This is a genomic window from Phenylobacterium sp., from assembly GCF_037968635.1.
In the GTDB taxonomy this organism is placed as follows: Bacteria; Pseudomonadota; Alphaproteobacteria; order Caulobacterales; family Caulobacteraceae; genus Phenylobacterium.
This window is the reverse complement of the sequence record NZ_JBBKVV010000012.1, coordinates 1-14376: the sequence shown is the minus strand read 5'-3', so window position 1 is coordinate 14376 and position 14376 is coordinate 1. Positions and strand designations below refer to the sequence as shown.

Here is a 14376-nt window from a genome sequence, read left to right as displayed (position 1 = left end):
CTAGGTGCGGGCTTTCATCAGGGCTTCCTTCAGGCCCTTGCCGGCCAGGAAGTCGGCGTGCTCGTTCAGCTCGTGCCCGGCGTGACCTTTCACCCAGCGCCAGTCGACGGTGTGACGGTCGCGGGCGGTGTCGAGGCGGCGCCACAGGTCCTCGTTCTTCACCGGCTTCTTGTCGGCGGTTTTCCAGCCCCGCTTCTTCCAGCCGTGGATCCACTCCGAGATGCCCTTCATCACGTAGGTCGAGTCGGTATGCAGCTCGACCTGGCAGGATTTGGTGAGGGCCTCCAGCGCCTGGATGGCGGCCATCATCTCCATGCGGTTGTTGGTGGTGTCGGGCTCGCCGCCGCAGATGTCCTTGCGATGACCGCCGGAGATCAGCACCGCGCCCCAGCCGCCCGGCCCTGGATTCCCCGAGCAGGCGCCGTCGGTATAGATCACCACCTTGGCTTCGCTCACGCCTGATCCCCGAAGAGGACCAGATCCGGCGCCTCGCGATGAACCGCCAGCTTGCGCTCGTACTCCAGCGGATCCTTGGGGCGGACCATGGCGCCGGCCGGGGTGGACCCCCAGGCCTCGAGCCGCGTCAGGAAGAACCGCATGGCCGCGCCGTGGGCCAGGACCGGCAGGGCCTGCCGTTCGGCGGCGCTGAGGGGGCGGTGGGTCTCGTAGCCGGCCACCAGGGCGCGGGCGCTGGTGATGTTGAAACTGCCGTCGCCCTCGAAGCACCAGGCGTTCAGGGCCACGGCGATGTCGTAGGCCAGGGTGTCGACGCAGGCGAAATAGAAGTCGATCGCCCCAGCGAACTTCCCGCCCGCGAAGAAGACATTATCGGGGAAGTAGTCCTCGTGGATGATCCCCTGGGGCAGGCCCTTTGGCCAGGTCCGGGCCAGCCGCTCCAGGTCGGCTTCGATGGTGGCGGCGAGGCCGGGTTTCAGCGCCTCAGCGTCGTCCCGCAGGGTGGCGAACAGCGGCGCCCAGGCGGTCTGGCCCAGGGCGGGGCTCCGCGTGCCTGGAAAACCCTGCGCGGCCAGATGCAGCCGCGCCAGGCCTTCGCCGGCCTCGCGGCAATGGGCGGCGGTGGGGCGGCGGACCGAGAGGCCCGGCAGGAACTCGATGACGGCGGCGAACTTGCCGCGCACCTGCTTGATGGTCTGGCCTGCGCGGTCGGCGACCGGGGAGGCGCAAGGATAGTCGTGCCGGGCCAGCCAGCGCATCAGGTCCAGGAAGAACGGCAGTTCCTCGGCCTTCATGCGCTTCTCGTAGACGGTCAGGAAATAGCGTCCGGCCGTGGTCTCCAGCATGAAGTTGGAGTTCTCGACGCCCTCGGCGACGCCCTTGAACGCCACGGCGGTCCCGATGTCGTAGTCGGCGAGCAGGAGGGCGAGCTCCTCATCGTTGATGTCGGTGTAGACGGCCATGCTGGGCTCGGGATGGGGGAGCCCGCGCCGGGCGTCAAGTCTTGGCGACCACCCGAGGGTCCTCACCGCCGTCATGGTCAGCGGACGTGCCGATCGGCGAGATCAGCCCTCCACCAGCACCCGGGGCAGTTTGAAGCTGACGGTCTCGCGGACGGCGTCGACCTCCTCCACCGTGACGTCGAAGGCCTCACCCAGGGCGTCGATCACCCCTTGGACCAGAACCTCCGGGGCCGAGGCGCCGGCGGTGACGCCGACGGTCTGGGCGCCGTCGATCCATGAGAGGTCGAGGAAGGAGGCGTCGTCGATCAGGTGGGCCTGGGCCACACCCTCACGCTTGGCGACCTCCACCAGCCGCACGGAGTTGGAGGAGTTGGCGGAACCCAGCACCAGCAGGACGTCGCTGCGGGCGGCGACGGTCTTCACCGCCTCCTGGCGGTTGGTGGTGGCGTAGCAGATGTCCTCCTTGTGCGGCGCCGAAATCTCCGGGAACCGCTCGCGCAGGGCCGCGACGATGGCGGCGGTGTCATCCACCGACAGCGTGGTCTGGGTGGCGAAGGCGACATTGGTCGCATCTTTCGGCGTGAAGGCTCGCGCGTCCTCCACCGTCTCGATCAGGGTCACGGCGCCCTCGGGCAGCTGGCCCATGGTGCCGACCACTTCCGGATGGCCGGCGTGACCGATCAGCACGATCTCCATGCCGGCGTCGTAGTGGCGCTGCGCCTCCACATGGACCTTGGAGACCAGCGGGCAGGTGGCGTCGAGATAGAGCATGTTGCGCGACTTGGCGTCGGCGGGGACCGATTTGGGCACGCCGTGGGCGGAGAACACCACCGGCCGGTCGGTGGGGCACTCGTCCAGCTCCTCGACGAAGATGGCGCCCAGGGCCTTCAGCCGGTCGACCACATGGCGGTTGTGGACGATCTCGTGGCGGACATAGACGGGCGCGCCATACTTCTCGATCGTGCGCTCGACGATCTGGATGGCGCGGTCGACCCCGGCGCAGAAGCCGCGCGGGGTGGCGAGCAGGACCGTCAGGGGGCGGCGGGGGCGGGTCGGTTCGGACATGCCCCCAAACTAAGCGTCCAGCGCTTCCACCGCCAGCCGCGTTGCGGCCTCAATCGATAGCCAGTAGTACAAGGCCGACCGCGCGGACCTCCGCGCCCTGTTCCTCTGTCTGGACGACCCCATGCGCCGTTCCCTACTGCTCGCCGCCTGCGCCTTCATGGCAACCGCGGTCGCCCTGCCCGATATCGCCCTTGCCCAGTCCTCGCCCCGCCGCGACGAGCAGCGCCAGGAGAAGGAGGCGGCCAAGAAGAAGAAATCCAAGGAAGAATGGAACAACGTCCAGGCGCCGCTCGCCGCCCTGCGCAACGCTGGTCCGTGCCCGTTCGTGAAGGTGCTTTACGACGCCGGCCGCTACATCGAGTTCAAGGACGCCAAGGAAGCCTCGGCCAATGTCGGCTATTCCGGCGAGATTCAGGGAATCTCCGCCGGCTGCCAGTACAAGGACGACCAGCCGATCCAGGTCGAGATGGAAGTGCTGTTCGAGCTGGGCAAGGGCCCGCAGGCGCAGGGCGCCTCCAACACCTATCGCTACTGGGTGGCCGTGACGAAACGCAACGAAGCGGTCATCGCCAAGCAGTATTTCGACCTGCCCGTCAGCTTCGGCCCCGGCCAGGACCGGGTCTACGCCACCGAGAAGATGGCCCAGATCGTTATTCCGCGCGCCAAGGACACCACCAGCGGCGCCAATTTCGAAGTCCTTGTCGGCTTCGACGTCACACCGCAGATGGCGGCCTTCAACCGTGATGGCAAACGCTTCCGGGTGAACGCCGGCACAGCGGCCGTCGCCGCGGCGGGGAATACCGACCCTCAATGAGCGACCTGAAAAGGGGCCTGAGCGAAGCGGTCGCCGCCGCCTTCGCCGCCGCGGGCCTGCCGGCTGAGCTCGGACGCGTGACGCCGTCCGACCGGCCCGACCTTGCCGACTTCCAGTGCAATGGCGCGCTCGCCGCCGCCAAGACCGCGCGCCGTGATCCCCGCGAGATCGCCGCCGGGGTCACCGCGACCCTGGCCGCCGATCCGCGCCTGTCGATGGTGGAGATCGCCGGCCTCGGCTTCATCAACATGCGGATCTCCGACGCCGCCCTTTCCGAGCGCGCCAACGAGATCGCCGCCGACCCGCGGCTGGGCGCGGCCACGGTCGAGACCGCCCGGCGGATCCTGGTGGACTATGCCGGGCCCAACGTCGCCAAGCCGATGCATGTGGGCCACCTGCGCTCGTCCATCATCGGCGAGGCCATCAAGCGCATCTACCGGTTCCGGGGCGACCTGGTGGTGGGCGACGCCCACTTTGGCGACTGGGGCTACCAGATGGGCCTGCTGATCGGCGCCGTCATGGACGAGAATGCGTTCGTGAAGGCGCTGATGGAGCAACTCAACAGCCGTTCCGCCGCGATCACGCCGGAAGAGGAAAAGACCGCCTTCGCCGCCCTGCAGGATCGCGTCAGCCTGGATGACCTGGACCGGCTCTACCCGGAAGCCGCGGCCAAGGGTAAGGCCGAGATCGAATACCGTGAGCGGGCCCGCAAGCTGACCGCCGAGCTCCAGTCCAAGACGCCGGGTTACCACCTGCTGTGGCGCCACTTCGCCCGGGTGACCAAGGTCGCCCTGGAGCGGGACTTCCATTCCCTGGGCGTCGATTTCGACCTCTGGAAGGGTGAGAGCGACGTCGACGAGCTGATCGCGCCCATGGTCAAGGACCTGGACGACAAGGGCCTGCTGGTGGACGACCAGGGCGCCCGGATCATCCGTGTCGCCCGCCAGGGCGACAAGCGCGACCTGCCGCCTCTGCTGGTGGTCTCGTCGGAAGGCTCGGCCATGTACGGCACCACCGATCTGGCCACCGTGCTGGACCGGGAGAAGAGCTTCGATCCCGACCACGTCCTCTATGTCGTGGACCAGCGTCAGGCCGACCACTTCGAGGTGGTGTTCCGCGCGGCATACCTCGCCCGCTACGCGCCGGAGGGCAGCCTGGAGCATATCGGCTTCGGCACGATGAACGGGCTCGACGGCAAGCCCTTCAAGACCCGCGAGGGCGGGGTGCTGAAGCTCAACGACCTGATCGAGATGACCCGCACCAAGGCGCGCGAGCGCCTGCGTGAGGCCGACCTGGGCGCCGAGCTCGACCCAGACGCCTTCGACGACACCGCCCACAAGGTGGCCGTCGCGGCGCTCAAGTTCGCCGACCTGCAGAACTTCCGCGGCACCTCCTACGTCTTCGACCTCGACCGCTTCTCCAGCTTCGAGGGCAAGACCGGCCCCTATCTGCTCTACCAGTCGGTGCGGGTGAAATCCCTGCTGCGCAAGGCGGCCGACGAGGGCGTGAGGACCGGCCCGATCACCGTGGCCGATCCGGCCGAGCGTGATCTCGTCCTGCTGCTGGACGCCTTTGATCAGGCGCTCACCGACGCCTACGAGAAGCGCGCCCCGCACTTCGTGGCCGAGCATGCCTTCAAGCTCGCCCAGGCCTTCAGCCGCTTCTACGCCGCCTGTCCGATCCTGTCGGCGGAGCCGGTGTTGCGGTCCTCCCGCCTGGCGCTTGCCGACACCACCCTGCGCCAGCTGGAGCAGGCCCTGGACCTGCTGGGCATCGCCGCTCCGGCGCGGATGTAGCGACCAGAAAACGGTCGCGATCGGACTTCTGCACGCCAACCCGCGCACGGCGCTGGGCCACTCGACTTTGCGCGTTGACTCCCGACGGCCCTTCGAACAGGTTCCGCCTCGACTCTCGCGGGAGAGACCGGGCTTCGAGCCCGGAGCCGAAGGCGCAACCGCCCCGGAAACGCTCAGGCAAACGGACCGCGAAGGCTGATGAACGCTGGAAAGTAGCGCTCCTTCTTTGGGAGCGCTCGCCGAAGGAGCAAGGGCCGCGCGAGCGACCTGAAATCTCTCAGGCCCAAGGACAGCGGGGGCAGGGCGACGGCGGAGCTTTTCCGTCTGCGCCTGCAATCGTCAGCCGGAGTCTCACACGTGTCCGATGAAGCCCTGAAGACCACCCCGCTCGCCGCCGCGCACGTGGAAGCCGGTGCGCGCATGGTGCCGTTCGCGGGCTATTCCATGCCGGTTCAGTACAGGGACGGCGTGCTCAAGGAGCATCTCTGGACCCGCGAGCACGCCGGCCTGTTCGACGTCTCCCATATGGGCCAGGCCCGGCTGCGGGGCGTTTCGCCGCTCTCGGCCTTCGAGGAGATCACGCCCGGCGACTTCATCGGCCTGAAGCCCGGCAAGCAGCGCTATTCCGTCCTGCTCAACAAGAAGGGTGGGGTGATCGACGACCTGATGGCCGCCCGCCCCGACGATGACGGCCTGTTCGTGGTGGTCAACGGCGCCTGCAAGGACAACGACTTCAAGGTCATCGACAACGAGCTGGCCGGCCAGGTCACCATCGAGCGTCTGGAGAACCGCGCCCTGCTGGCGATCCAGGGGCCGGAGGCCGCCGCCGTCATCGGCCGCCACCTGCCCGCCGCCCAGCGCATGGTGTTCATGGACTCCCGCGCCATGCCGGGCTTTGGAACCAACATCCTGATCTCTCGCTCGGGTTATACCGGCGAGGACGGCTACGAGATCTCCGTGCCCAACCACCAGGCGGAGGCCATCTGGAACCTGCTGCTGGAGGACGAGCGCGTCCGCCCCATCGGCCTGGGCGCGCGGGATTCCCTGCGTCTGGAAGCCGGCCTGCCGCTCTACGGTCATGACGTCGATGAGACTGTCAGCCCCATCGAGGCCGACCTGGCCTTCGCCGTCTCTGTGAAGCGCCGCGACGCGCGCGACTTCCCCGGCGCGTCGCGCATCGCCCAGGAACTGGCCGAGGGCCCGTCGCGCAAGCGGGTCGGCCTGAAGGTGCTGGAAGGCGCCCCGGCCCGCGAGGGCGCGCAGATCGCCGACGGATCGGGCGCCGTGGTCGGCGTCGTCACCTCCGGCGGTTTCTCCCCCAGCCTGGGTTACCCCATCGCCATGGGCTTCGTGCCACCGGCCCTGGCCGCGCTCGGCACGTCTTTGAAAGTCATCGTGCGGGGCAAGCCGCAGGCCGCCGAGGTCGTGCGCATGCCCTTCGTTCCCAACCGCTACGTCCGCAAGATCTGAGGAGATCACCCCGATGCGTTTCACCAAGGATCATGAGTGGGTCGTCCTGGAGGGCGACGTGGCCACCATCGGCATCACCGCCTACGCCGCAGAACAACTGGGCGACGTGGTGTTCGTCGAGACCCCTGAGGTCGGCAAGACCGTGAAGGCCGGCGACGGCTTCGCGGTGGTCGAGAGCGTCAAGGCGGCCTCCGATGTCTACGCCCCCATCTCGGGCGAGGTGGTGGAGACCAATACGGCGCTCGGCGACGCGCCAGACACGGTCAACGCCGTGCCGGAATCCGGCGGCTGGTTCGCCAAGCTGAAGATCGCCGACAAGGGGCAGTACGACGCCCTGATGGACCGTGACGCCTACGAAGCCTTCCTCGGGACCCTGTAAGCACCCATGCGCTATCTACCCCTGACCGCGGCCGACCGGACCGAGATGCTCGGCGTCATCGGCGCGGCCACCATCGATGACCTGTTCGTCGACGTGCCCGCCGCCGCCCGCAAGGCCGAGCTCTTCGACCTGCCGCCGCACGCCGGCGAGATGGAGGTGGAGCGCGCGCTGTCGGCCCTGGCGGCCAAGAATCGCCCGGCCGGCGCGGGCCCGTTCTTCTGCGGGGCAGGGGCCTACAAGCACCACGTACCGGCCACGGTGGATCACATCATCCAGCGGTCGGAGTTCCTCACCAGCTACACGCCTTACCAGCCGGAGATCGCCCAGGGCACCCTGCAGGTGCTGTTCGAGTTCCAGACCCAGGTGGCGGCCCTGACCGGCCTGGAGGTCGCCAACGCCTCGATGTACGACGGCTCCACCGCCTGCGCCGAGGCGGTGATGATGGCCCAGCGGGTCACGCGCCGGAAGAAGGCGGTGCTGTCGGGCGGCCTGCACCCTCACTATGCGGCGGTCACTCAGACCATCGCGCACGCCGAGGGCATGGACATCACCCGCCAGGCCGTGGCCATCGACGCCGAGGCCGCGGTGCTCTCGGCCATCGACGCCGACACCGCCTGCGTCGTGGTCCAGACCCCCAACGTATTCGGCGTGGTCACCGACGTGACGAAGATCGCCGACGCCGCCCACGCCGCCGGCGCGCTGCTGATCGTGGTGACCACCGAGGCGGTCTCCTACGGCCTGCTGAAGTCGCCAGGCGAGATGGGCGCCGACATCGCCGTCGGCGAGGGCCAGTCCATCGGGGTCGGCTTGAACTATGGCGGCCCCTATGTCGGCCTCTTCGCCGCCAGGGAGAAGTTCGTCCGTCAGATGCCCGGCCGACTCTGTGGCCAGACCGTGGACGCCGACGGCGCGCGAGGATTCGTCCTGACCCTGTCGACCCGCGAGCAGCATATCCGCCGCGAGAAGGCGACCTCCAACATCTGCACCAACTCGGGTCTCTGCGCCCTGGCCTTCACCATCCACATGACGCTCTTGGGCGAGCGGGGCCTGCGACAGTTGGCGGCCCTGAACCACAGCCGGGCCCGCGAGCTGCGCGACGCCCTGGCCGCCGTGCCGGGTGTGGAGATTCTCACGCCGCGCTTCTTCAACGAGTTCGCCGTGCGCGTTCCCGGCAAGGCCGCCGAGGTCGTCGAGGCCCTGCTGGCCGACGGCGTGGTGGCCGGCGTGCCCTTCAGCCGCCTCGACCCCAAGGCCGGCCTGGACGACGTGCTGCTGGTGGCCGCCACCGAGACCACGACGCGGGATGATATCGCCGCCTTCGCCAAGGCTCTGAAGGGGAGGACCGCCTGATGGCCATGTCCAATATCGGCCGCCCGACCCAGCCCCAGGCTGCCGGCGCCTCTTCCGCCCACGCCTCGCTCACCGGCGCCCGCGGCCTGCTGCAGGATGAGGCCCTGATCTTCGAGATGGACGGCTGGGACAAGACCGGCGTCGATTTCGATATGCCGTCCCAGGTCGCCTCCGACCTGGGCGATCTGGTCCGCACGTCGCCCATCGGCCTCCCGGGCCTCTCTGAGCCCGAGGCCATGCGCCACTTCGTGCGCCTGTCCCAGAAGAACCACGCCATCGACCTGGCCCTCTATCCGCTGGGCTCGTGCACGATGAAGCACAACCCGCGCCTCAACGAGAAGATGGCCCGGCTGGCGGGCTTCGGCGACCTGCACCCGATGTCCCCGCAGTCGACGACCCAGGGCGCGCTTGAGCTGATGGACCGTCTGGCCCACTGGCTGAAGACCCTCACCGGGATGCCCGCCGTCGCCCTGTCGCCCAAGGCCGGCGCCCACGGCGAACTGTGCGGCCTGCTGGCCATCAAGGCGGCCCACGAGGCCAAGGGCCAGGGCCATCGCCGCACTGTCCTGGTGCCCACCTCCGCCCACGGCACCAACCCGGCCACCGCGGCCTTCGTGGGCTATGACGTCGCCGAGATCGCCCAGACGGTCGACGGCCGCGTCGACCTCGCTGATCTGGCGGCCAAGCTGTCGCCCGACGTGGCGGCGATCATGGTCACCAACCCCAACACCTGCGGCCTGTTCGAGCGCGACATCATCGAGATCGCCCGTCTGACCCATGAGGCCGGAGCCTACTTCTACTGCGACGGCGCCAACTTCAACGCCATCGTCGGTCGCGTGCGTCCCGGCGACCTGGGCGTCGACGCCATGCACATCAACCTGCACAAGACCTTCTCGACGCCTCATGGCGGCGGAGGCCCCGGTGCGGGCCCGGTGGTGCTGTCGGCCGCGCTCGCGCCGTACGCGCCCACCCCCTGGGTGGTGAGCGCCGGAGAGGGCTTCAAGCTGGTGGAGGAGGCGCAGGATGAGGCCGCCGACACCTTCGGCCGCATGGTCGCCTTCCATGGCCAGATGGGCATGTTCGTCCGCGCCTATGCCTACATGCTCAGCCACGGGACCGACGGCCTGCGGCAGGTGGCCGAGGACGCGGTGCTCAACGCCAACTACATCAAGGCCAAGCTGTCGCCGGTGATGACGCCGGCCTTCCCCGACGGGCCCTGCATGCACGAGGCCTTGTTCGACGACAGCTGGCTGGAGGGCACCGGGGTCACCACGCTCGACTTCGCCAAGGCGATGATCGACGAGGGCTTCCACCCCATGACCATGTACTTCCCGCTGGTGGTGCATGGGGCGATGCTGATCGAGCCCACGGAGACGGAGTCCAAACAGGAGCTCGACCGGTTCTGCAACGCCCTGACCTTGCTGGCGCAAGCGGCGAAGGCCGGCGATGCGGAGCGGTTCACCGGGGCGCCCTATCTCGCGCCGATGCGACGTCTGGATGAGACCCTGGCCGCCCGCAAGCCTCGGTTGACGTGGCGCCCAGAGCCCACAACTGTGGCGCCGACGCCCATGGCGGCTGAATAGCAACAGTCTGGACGAAATTTAACCCGTCCGAACCTTTACGAGTCGCCCGGACGTTCTCATACCTGTTGGTGCGCGGTGGCCGAACGACCTCCCCAGATCGGGCGGGCCGCGCATTCCAGGTTGAATATCCAGTCCTACGCCATCTCTGGTGCGCGCCGCTTGATGCGCGTCGGTGACGGCTCGGCCGAACCTGGCTCGCCGGGGTTTGGGCTCGGGGGGAGTGTGGCTCTGGCGCCGCGCGAACCCCAAATTGAGCATAAACCTTAAAATTTAACGCGGACGTCGCCTTTACGACTCTCTTGTGCGTTCGCATATGCGCTTAACGACGACCGCCTGACCTTCCCAAGCAGGCGCGCGTCAGAACCCCTGGTTTGAACCAAAGTGTCCTACGCCATGCCCAGCGTGCGCGCCCTGCGCGCCTCCGATGATTACGCCCGCGAGGTTGTGGGTCGGATGGTGCGCGTCAGTCTGGCCTCGCTCGGGGTGGTGATCGTGCTGGCCGGTATCGCTGTCGCGCCCCTGCCGGGCCCGGGCGGCCTGCCTGTGATCGTGGTCGGCCTGATGCTGGTGCTGCGTAACTCCTTCAAGGCCCGGCGCACCTTCGTTCGCTTCCAGCACGCACACCCGAAGATGGTGTTCCCGATCCGCCGCTTGCTGCGGCGCGAGCCGGAGATCCTGGCCGTGGCCTGGCAGCAGACCCTGCGCATCGAGCGTCTGATCGTTCCGCGCAAACTGCGCTTCGCGGTCAAGACCCGGCGGCGCTTCCGCCGCCCTCGGGCGTCCTAGACCCCCAACGAAAAAGGCCTCCCGCGAGGGAGGCCTTTGAACGTCCGGCGTCAGTTCCTATTGGAGCTTGGCGCCCATCTGCTTGATCGCGCCGTCGATCAGGGGATCGTTGGTCATGCCGGCCAGCCGGGTGGTCAGGACGCTCTCGGCGATCTGAGCGGCCAGGTCGGCGGCGGCGGCCTTCACGTCGGCGGCGGCCTGGGCCTCGGCGGTGGCGATCTTGCGTTCGGCGAGTTCGCCGCGGCGCTTGATCTGCTCCACCAGGTCGGCCTGGGCCTGGACGCCCATGCGCTTGGCTTCTTCCTGAGCGTTGGCCATCATCTCGGCCGCCATCTTCTCGGCCTGTTCACGCTGGGCCTTGATGCCGGCGAGCAGGTCCTGGGCTTCCTTGCGGAGCGCCTCGGCCTCGTCGAGCTGCGCCTGGACCTTGGCCCCGGCTTCACCCAACGCCGTCCAGGCGAACTTGTGGACCCCGGCGAAGGCCAGGACCGCGAAGAAGGTGACGAAGGCGACGCCGACCCAGAAGTGGCCGTCGGTAAGCAGTTCCAACATCGCCTATCCCTTCGCCGCGGCGGACAGTTCGGCCGAGGTGGCCGTCTTGCCCGTCAGCTTCGCCACGATCGCCTGGGCGGTTTCGCCGGCGATCGTCGCGACATTGGCCATGGCCGCATCACGGGCCTTGGCGATACGCGCCTCGGCTTGCGCGGCGACCGCGGCGAGTTTGACCTCTTCCTCGGACAGCCGGGCGGCGATCTCGGCCTTGGCCTTGGCCCGGGCTTCAGAAGCGACCTTGCGCGCCTGGGCGTGACCCTCGGCGGACTCGGCCGCCGCGGCGCGAGCCTGGGCGTCGGCCTCATCCTTCATGCGCCGGGCGTCGGCGATGTCACCGGTGATCTTGCCTTCGCGCGCATCGATCGTCCCGCCCACCTTCGGCGTCGCGAAGAAGCGCATGAACGCCATCAGGGCGAAGAAGATGATCAGGAACCAGGCGATCTGGCCTGGCCACCAGGTGAAGTCGAACTGCGGCAGGCCGCCGGCGGACTCGTGGCCCGCCGCCGCACCCTCATGCGCCCCGGTCGCCCCGGGCTCATGGCCAGGCGCGGCGGGCTCGTGGCCCGCAGCGGCTGTATCTTCGTGAGTCTGCATCGGGGACGCCCGGTCCGTCAGATCAGCTGGCGAACAGGATGATCAGCGAAACCACGAAGGCGAACAGGCCCATGGTTTCGGTCAGCGCCATGCCCAGGAACAGCATGGCCTGTTGACCAGCGGCGGCCGACGGGTTGCGGATCGCGGCTTGCAGGTAGTTGCCGAACAGGGTGCCCAGGCCGATACCGGCCCCGATCATGCCCGAGGTGGCCAGGCCAGCGCCGATGAGCTTCGCGGCTTCAGCTTCCATTTTGATTAGTCCTCTTGAGAAACAGTAGGGGTTAGTGGCCGTGACCGAAGTTCACGACCTCGTTGAGATAGACGGTGGCCAGCGCGGTGAACACGAAGGCCTGCAGGATCGCCACCACCAGCTCCAGGCCGGTCAGGGCGACGATCATCCCGAAGGAGAGCGCGCTGGGGATGAAGGCCAGGGTGGCCAGACCACCCGAGAGGCCCACGATGCCGAGCGCCACCACGAAGGAGCCGAACAGGCTCATCACCACGTGGCCGCCCAGCATGTTGCCGAACAGTCGCATGGCCAGGGTCACGGGACGCACGAAGTAGGAGATCATCTCGATGGGGGCCATGGCGATCGCGCCGAAGATGCCCATGCCGGACGGGAAGAAGATTCCGAGGAACTTCGGGCCGTGCTTGATGAAGCCCAGGATGAAGACGCTGAAGAAGGTCAGGACCGCCAGGGTCGCGGTGACCGCCAGCTGCGAGGTGACCGTGAAGGTCAGGGACAGGCCGCCGAGATTGCCCAGGGCCAGCACCACGCCCATCAGGTTCAGCACCATGATCACCATGAACAGGGTGAAGAGGTAGGGGATGTACGGCTTGCCGCCGGGGCCGATGATCGGGCTGACCAGGATGCGGTCGACGATGTTGTAGAAGGCTTCAGCCACGGCCTGGGCGCGGTTGGGCACCAGCTGGCCGCGCGCGGTCAGCGCGAAGAAGGCCACCAGGATCACGGCGCCGGCGAGCATGCTGGCCACCGAGTTGGTGATCGACATGTCGACGACGAGGCCCCCGATGGTGAACGACGGCAGTTCCACGATCTTGTGGATCAGGAACTGGTGCATCGGGTCGATGGTCGGTTGTTCCACCAATTTCGTCCTCAATCCTCGTCTTCGTCGTCGATGACACTGGGCGTCGGCCCAGCCTTCGCCATCGCGTCCTTACTCATCCGCGTGGCGGTGCGAACCGCCACGAATATCGAGAGCCCCGAGCCGATCAGCAGTCCGCCGATCAACCCCAGAGGGGCCGAACCGACGAAGCGATCTAAGAGCCAGCCGAGGCCGGCTCCCATCAGCACCCCACCTACCACTTCCCCAATGAAGCGGTATCCTTGCGCCATCGCCCTGTGGCTTTCGCCACTCATCCTGCGGGTCTGCGCAGTCTCGGCCGCTTCGAGACGCTTCTCGAGGCTGTAGGCCTCGGTCTTCGTCTCTTTTGGCTGCGGCATCTGCTTCAGGCCTTTAGGGCGACCATGACAACTGTCCGCGGCCCGGCCAGGTCGCGGCGGAACCTATAGAGCCGGGTGCAGTGCGTCAAGGTCGGGAAACTGTTATTTAAGAGACTGATTTCTATCAGCTTTTCGGCCCGCGGCAAACGGTCTCGGCCGTGAGTCTTGAGGCGGGGGTATCGCAGACCTCTCCGGCCCGCCGGAGAGTGCGTCTGACTACTGCGCCGCCATGGCCTCGGCCTGCCGCAGGTCCACCGAGACCAGCTGGCTGACGCCGCGCTCGGCCATGGTGACGCCGAACAGCCGGTCCATGCGCGCCATGGTCACCGGGTTGTGGGTGATGGCGATGAAGCGGGTCTGCGTGCGGCGGCGCATCTCGTCCAGCAGGTTGCAGAAGCGGTCGACATTGGCGTCGTCCAGCGGCGCGTCCACCTCGTCCAGCACGCAAATGGGGGCCGGATTGGCCAGGAACACCGCGAAGATCAGGGCCGCCGCCGTCAGGGCCTGCTCGCCGCCGCTCATCAGGCTCATGGTGGCCATCCGCTTGCCGGGGGGGCAGGCGAAGATCTCCAGGCCCGCCTCCAGCGGATCGTCGCTCTCCACCAGGCGCAGTTCGGCGACGCCGCCCTCGAACAGGCTCTCGAACAGGGTCTTGAAGTGCTCGTTGATCACCTCGAAGGCGGCCACCAGGCGCTCGCGGCCTTCGCCGTTCAGCTCGTCGATTCCCTGGCGCAGCTTGCCGATGGCCCCGGTCAGGTCCAGGCGCTCGGCCTGCATGGTCTCCAGCCGGGCGGCGTGTTCGGCGGCCTCTTCCTCGGCCCGCAGGTTCACCGGGCCGATGCCGTCGCGCTGGCGCTCCAGATTGTAGAGGTGGGCCTCCATGCCGCCGGCGTCGCCGGGGATGGCGATGGCGGCGTCGGCCAGACTCCGAGCCAAGTCCTCTGGTTCAACACGAGCGGTCTCGCGAATCTGCGTGGTGATCTCGGCCAGGCGCTCGGCGGCGGCCTCCAGCCTGGCCGACAGGCTGGCGCGCAGTTCGCGGGCCTGGCTGGCGGCGGCGTCGCTGGCGCGGACGGCGCGGTCGGCGTCGGCGCGGGCGCCCTC

General features: G+C 68.1%; 15 protein-coding genes, 1 pseudogene and 1 riboswitch. Of the genes and pseudogenes, 7 read left to right on the top strand and 9 right to left on the bottom strand.

What is annotated here, in order from left to right:
• The 3 genes from rnhA to ispH form a co-directional block, all read right to left on the bottom strand.
• Complete coding sequence (gene rnhA / locus AAC997_RS01460) at positions 1-456, bottom strand: ribonuclease HI (protein ID WP_340643920.1); 456 nt, start codon at positions 454-456, stop codon at positions 1-3.
• A complete protein-coding gene (gene thrB, locus AAC997_RS01455; protein ID WP_340643919.1) occupies positions 453-1418 on the bottom strand; it encodes a homoserine kinase in 966 nt (321 codons plus the stop codon). The genes rnhA and thrB overlap by 4 nt, the downstream gene beginning before the upstream one ends.
• Before the next feature lie 102 nt (positions 1419-1520).
• The gene (gene ispH / locus AAC997_RS01450; protein WP_340643918.1) at positions 1521-2483 is read right to left on the bottom strand and encodes a 4-hydroxy-3-methylbut-2-enyl diphosphate reductase; all 963 of its coding nucleotides are present in this window, start codon (positions 2481-2483) and stop codon (positions 1521-1523) included.
• Positions 2484-2604: 121 nt separating this feature from the next.
• Here ispH and AAC997_RS01445 point away from each other — a divergent pair, with 121 nt between their 5' ends.
• From AAC997_RS01445 to AAC997_RS01415, 7 genes are all read left to right on the top strand, one after another.
• Positions 2605-3297, top strand: a complete 693-nt coding sequence (locus AAC997_RS01445) for a Tat pathway signal sequence domain protein (protein WP_340643917.1) — start codon at positions 2605-2607, stop codon at positions 3295-3297.
• Positions 3294-5093: an arginine--tRNA ligase gene (gene argS, locus AAC997_RS01440; protein WP_340643916.1), complete on the top strand. Its 1800-nt coding sequence runs from the start codon at positions 3294-3296 to the stop codon at positions 5091-5093. The genes AAC997_RS01445 and argS overlap by 4 nt, the downstream gene beginning before the upstream one ends.
• 108 nt (positions 5094-5201) lie before the next feature.
• Positions 5202-5292, top strand: a riboswitch (glycine riboswitch).
• 158 nt (positions 5293-5450) lie between these two features.
• The gene (gene gcvT, locus AAC997_RS01435; RefSeq protein ID WP_340643915.1) at positions 5451-6563 is read left to right on the top strand and encodes a glycine cleavage system aminomethyltransferase GcvT; all 1113 of its coding nucleotides are present in this window, start codon (positions 5451-5453) and stop codon (positions 6561-6563) included.
• Positions 6564-6576: 13 nt separating this feature from the next.
• The gene (gene gcvH / locus AAC997_RS01430; protein ID WP_340643914.1) at positions 6577-6942 is read left to right on the top strand and encodes a glycine cleavage system protein GcvH; all 366 of its coding nucleotides are present in this window, start codon (positions 6577-6579) and stop codon (positions 6940-6942) included.
• A 6-nt stretch (positions 6943-6948) separates the two neighbouring features.
• Entirely contained in the window at positions 6949-8292 is a 1344-nt protein-coding gene (gcvPA, locus tag AAC997_RS01425; RefSeq protein WP_340643913.1) for an aminomethyl-transferring glycine dehydrogenase subunit GcvPA, read from the top strand.
• Positions 8292-9875 (top strand): aminomethyl-transferring glycine dehydrogenase subunit GcvPB, encoded by a 1584-nt coding sequence (gene gcvPB, locus AAC997_RS01420; RefSeq protein WP_340643912.1) that lies wholly within the window; start codon positions 8292-8294, stop codon positions 9873-9875. Before gcvPA ends, gcvPB begins: the two co-directional genes overlap by 1 nt.
• A gap of 393 nt (positions 9876-10268) precedes the next feature.
• On the top strand, positions 10269-10661 hold the full coding sequence (locus AAC997_RS01415; RefSeq protein WP_340643951.1) for a PGPGW domain-containing protein: 393 nt from the start codon (positions 10269-10271) through the stop codon (positions 10659-10661).
• Between the two features lie 57 nt (positions 10662-10718).
• Here the strand turns inward: AAC997_RS01415 and AAC997_RS01410 are convergent, their stop codons facing one another.
• The 6 genes and pseudogenes from AAC997_RS01410 to AAC997_RS01385 all read right to left on the bottom strand — a co-directional run.
• Positions 10719-11213, bottom strand: coding sequence for an ATP F0F1 synthase subunit B (locus AAC997_RS01410; RefSeq protein WP_340643911.1), 495 nt, complete (start codon positions 11211-11213; stop codon positions 10719-10721).
• Positions 11214-11216: 3 nt separating this feature from the next.
• Entirely contained in the window at positions 11217-11807 is a 591-nt protein-coding gene (locus AAC997_RS01405) for a hypothetical protein (RefSeq protein ID WP_340643910.1), read from the bottom strand.
• A 22-nt stretch (positions 11808-11829) separates the two neighbouring features.
• The gene (locus AAC997_RS01400) at positions 11830-12057 is read right to left on the bottom strand and encodes a F0F1 ATP synthase subunit C (protein ID WP_340643909.1); all 228 of its coding nucleotides are present in this window, start codon (positions 12055-12057) and stop codon (positions 11830-11832) included.
• A 31-nt stretch (positions 12058-12088) separates the two neighbouring features.
• Complete coding sequence (locus tag AAC997_RS01395; RefSeq protein ID WP_340643908.1) at positions 12089-12913, bottom strand: F0F1 ATP synthase subunit A; 825 nt, start codon at positions 12911-12913, stop codon at positions 12089-12091.
• Between the two features lie 11 nt (positions 12914-12924).
• Positions 12925-13272: an AtpZ/AtpI family protein gene (locus tag AAC997_RS01390; protein WP_340643907.1), complete on the bottom strand. Its 348-nt coding sequence runs from the start codon at positions 13270-13272 to the stop codon at positions 12925-12927.
• Between the two features lie 216 nt (positions 13273-13488).
• Positions 13489-14376: pseudogene (locus tag AAC997_RS01385) on the bottom strand (chromosome segregation protein SMC); the annotation flags it as partial.

Excerpts from the sequence above, each read along its gene's own strand:
- ispH (WP_340643918.1), bottom strand. The coding sequence starts at position 2,483 with ATGTCCGAACCGACCCGCCCCCGCCGCCCCCTGACGGTCCTGCTCGCC.
- AAC997_RS01445 (WP_340643917.1), top strand. The coding sequence starts at position 2,605 with ATGCGCCGTTCCCTACTGCTCGCCGCCTGCGCCTTCATGGCAACCGCG.
- gcvPB (WP_340643912.1), top strand. The coding sequence starts at position 8,292 with ATGGCCATGTCCAATATCGGCCGCCCGACCCAGCCCCAGGCTGCCGGC.
- AAC997_RS01400 (WP_340643909.1), bottom strand. The coding sequence starts at position 12,057 with ATGGAAGCTGAAGCCGCGAAGCTCATCGGCGCTGGCCTGGCCACCTCG.
- AAC997_RS01390 (WP_340643907.1), bottom strand. The coding sequence starts at position 13,272 with ATGCCGCAGCCAAAAGAGACGAAGACCGAGGCCTACAGCCTCGAGAAG.
- gcvPA (WP_340643913.1), top strand. The coding sequence starts at position 6,949 with ATGCGCTATCTACCCCTGACCGCGGCCGACCGGACCGAGATGCTCGGC.
- AAC997_RS01405 (WP_340643910.1), bottom strand. The coding sequence starts at position 11,807 with ATGCAGACTCACGAAGATACAGCCGCTGCGGGCCACGAGCCCGCCGCG.
- argS (WP_340643916.1), top strand. The coding sequence starts at position 3,294 with ATGAGCGACCTGAAAAGGGGCCTGAGCGAAGCGGTCGCCGCCGCCTTC.
- AAC997_RS01410 (WP_340643911.1), bottom strand. The coding sequence starts at position 11,213 with ATGTTGGAACTGCTTACCGACGGCCACTTCTGGGTCGGCGTCGCCTTC.
- thrB (WP_340643919.1), bottom strand. The coding sequence starts at position 1,418 with ATGGCCGTCTACACCGACATCAACGATGAGGAGCTCGCCCTCCTGCTC.
- AAC997_RS01415 (WP_340643951.1), top strand. The coding sequence starts at position 10,269 with ATGCCCAGCGTGCGCGCCCTGCGCGCCTCCGATGATTACGCCCGCGAG.
- gcvH (WP_340643914.1), top strand. The coding sequence starts at position 6,577 with ATGCGTTTCACCAAGGATCATGAGTGGGTCGTCCTGGAGGGCGACGTG.